5 protein-coding genes are annotated in these 2,395 nt (G+C 25.7%); 4 read left to right on the plus strand and 1 reads right to left on the minus strand.

What is annotated here, in order from left to right; genetic code table 11:
- From yqeK to OYV_RS03465, 4 genes are all read left to right on the plus strand, one after another.
- Positions 1 to 475: bis(5'-nucleosyl)-tetraphosphatase (symmetrical) YqeK (yqeK, locus tag OYV_RS03450; protein ID WP_042068300.1), on the plus strand; the 475-nt coding region annotated here is incomplete at its 5' end.
- A complete protein-coding gene (gene rsmD, locus OYV_RS03455; RefSeq protein WP_042068301.1) occupies positions 472 to 1,032 on the plus strand; it encodes a 16S rRNA (guanine(966)-N(2))-methyltransferase RsmD in 561 nt (186 codons plus the stop codon). The genes yqeK and rsmD, both read left to right, overlap by 4 nt.
- 50 nt (positions 1,033 to 1,082) lie before the next feature.
- A complete protein-coding gene (locus OYV_RS03460) occupies positions 1,083 to 1,298 on the plus strand; it encodes a YneF family protein (RefSeq protein ID WP_042068302.1) in 216 nt (71 codons plus the stop codon).
- A 4-nt stretch (positions 1,299 to 1,302) separates the two neighbouring features.
- The gene (locus OYV_RS03465; RefSeq protein ID WP_042068303.1) at positions 1,303 to 1,689 is read left to right on the plus strand and encodes a super-infection exclusion protein B; all 387 of its coding nucleotides are present in this window, start codon (positions 1,303 to 1,305) and stop codon (positions 1,687 to 1,689) included.
- A gap of 48 nt (positions 1,690 to 1,737) precedes the next feature.
- On the opposite strand, the gene OYV_RS03470 is transcribed toward OYV_RS03465, so the two are convergent.
- On the minus strand, positions 1,738 to 2,166 hold the full coding sequence (locus OYV_RS03470; RefSeq protein ID WP_042068305.1) for an OsmC family protein: 429 nt from the start codon (positions 2,164 to 2,166) through the stop codon (positions 1,738 to 1,740).
- Positions 2,167 to 2,395: the final 229 nt, after the last annotated feature.

The raw sequence follows: 2,395 nt of genomic DNA on the forward strand, positions 1-2,395 counted from the left end.
AAGACATTATAACAAACCTTTGTTGCCTATTCAAATTGCAGCTTTATTTCATGATTACACCAAAAACGACACCTTAGAACAACAAAAACCCTATCTTACTCAAGCCAATATCCAAAAATACAGCAAAACGCCTGCTATTTTTCACGCTCTATCTGCTGCAAACATCTTAAAAAAAGAATTTGGCATCACAAATATCACTATTCTTAATGCCATCAAAAAACATGTTTGGGGTGATAAAAAAATGAATTATTGCGATAAAATTGTATTGTTAAGTGACAAATTAGAACCTCAACGAAATTTTTCCCAAATAAAATATTTTCAAAAGCTAGCCTACCTTAACCTCAATCAAGCCGTATATGAACTTCTTAAAAGTAATTTTGATTATTTCAGCCAAAAAGGATCCCCTTTGCCTTACAATTACCAAGAAATTTTATCCTCTTTGAAAAACTCCATCAAAAGAAAAATATTTTCATGACAAAGACAACAATTATCATTGGAGGAAAATTCAAAGGACACAAAATCAAACTAGTGCCATCACCTCACACCAAAGCCACTAGCTCTTTGGTCAAAGAAGCTCTTTTTAATACTTTGGGAGCCTCAGTCCAAAACAAAATCTTTTTAGATTTATTTGCAGGCAACGGTTCTTATGGTTTTGAGGCTTTAAGCAGAGATGCTAAACAAGCCTATTTTGTGGATGCTTCATTAAAATCTTTTCAAACCTTAAAAAAAACCACCAAAAAATTAAAACTGGATTTAGAACAAAGCATTATTTTTTATGGTCATTTTATTCAAGCTTTAAAAAAATTCCAAAAAGCCAACTTGATTTTTGATTTTATTATTTTAGACCCTCCTTATTTTAAAGATTTTTATTTACCTGCTTTTGAATATTTAGACAAATTAACACATCAAAATAGCATTATTATTTGTGAATTACATCGCAAAATTGTTTTGCCTACACAAATTAAAGAATTTGTTTTACAAAAAGAAAAACAATACGGTAATAAAAAAATCCAATTTTATCAAAAAATTTAGACTTTCACCAAGGAAAGAAAAAAACAAAAAGAAGAAAAAAGGAGTTCAAAATAAACAATATTTGGTTATATGTAAATCCAATTATAGGATTTTTATTAGGCGGGGTTTTAGGAGCTTTTTTAATGTTTCGTTGGTTTAAAAAACATTTACAACAAAATCCTCCCATCAGTGAAAAACAAATCAAAGAAATGTTTCGCCAAATGGGTCGTACCCCTTCTGAAAAACAAATTCGTCAAATTATGAACAGCATGAAACAAGGCAAATAAAATAATGTTTAAAAGTATCTTTTTTAAATTTATTTTTATTGTTTTTATTTGTCTTTTAGTTATTTTTATAATGAATTATTTTTATCGCAAAAATGTTAAAAACAAAATTATAAATTATTTATTGTCTTGTAGCAATTTAGAACAAGAAATATTAAAAAGTTTTTTGCAAAATACTCACAAAAATTTTCCCTTGACAAAAGATGCCAACATTACCAAAAATTTATTACAATTAAATATCATTTTTTTAAAAGAAATAGTTTCGGATGCTAAATATAATAATTATGTTTTTAACCCTTTAATAAAAAAAATTATTCACAAAAATAAAGATTTAAAAAAATTTACCATGAATAATTTTGATAATTTAAACATTTATAATTTCAAAGTTATATAATAAAAAAACACCTTTAAAAGGTGTTTTTTTATTATATCATGAAAAATTTTATTCTGTAATCAATTCATTGTAATTTGCAACTTTAACAGAAACATTTTCATCAACACTAATTAAACGAGAAATAGGGCATCTTTTATGAGTTGCATCTGCGATTATTTCAGTTTGTTCCAGCGTCATATCTTGAATTCCTAAAATAGCAGTAGGTTTAAAATAAAAACCTTTATCATCTTTTTGCATTTCTAAAGTTACTTTTACTTTTAAATCTTTATTTGTATAGTCTTGTTCTGCTAAAATCTTTTTAGAAGTTTTATAAAAACAAATTGCCCAAGAAAGACAAAATAAATCAACAGGTCCTGATTGTTTGTTACTTGGTTCTAAAGCTGAAACTAATTTTTTAGTGATTCCTTCTTTTTCTTCAAAAAAACATAAATCATCTAAATGGGGATTAAAATAAGCAGTTGTTTTAAAAATAATCATATTATAAAACCTTTCTTTATTAAAAAAATATTTCTTTTTTATGCATTTCTTTAAGCATCTATTTTATTATAACATCAAAATAAGTTAAAATATAATTATTTTAATTAAAACTAGAGTTGATAATATTTTGCACATCAATAGCTACTTGATGCATATTTGTATTGCAATAATGATCGTATTTTAAAGGAGGATGAATAATTATTTCTACTACTTTTTTTTGCCAAAAACG

The organism is 'Chrysanthemum coronarium' phytoplasma, from assembly GCF_000744065.1.
In the GTDB taxonomy this organism is placed as follows: Bacteria; Bacillota_I; Bacilli_A; order Acholeplasmatales; family Acholeplasmataceae; genus Phytoplasma; species Phytoplasma asteris.

Bases quoted from the DNA above. Each gene is read 5' to 3' on its own strand.
- OYV_RS03465 (WP_042068303.1), top strand. From the start codon at position 1,303: ATGTTTAAAAGTATCTTTTTTAAATTTATTTTTATTGTTTTTATTTGT.
- rsmD (WP_042068301.1), top strand. From the start codon at position 472: ATGACAAAGACAACAATTATCATTGGAGGAAAATTCAAAGGACACAAA.
- OYV_RS03470 (WP_042068305.1), bottom strand. From the start codon at position 2,166: ATGATTATTTTTAAAACAACTGCTTATTTTAATCCCCATTTAGATGAT.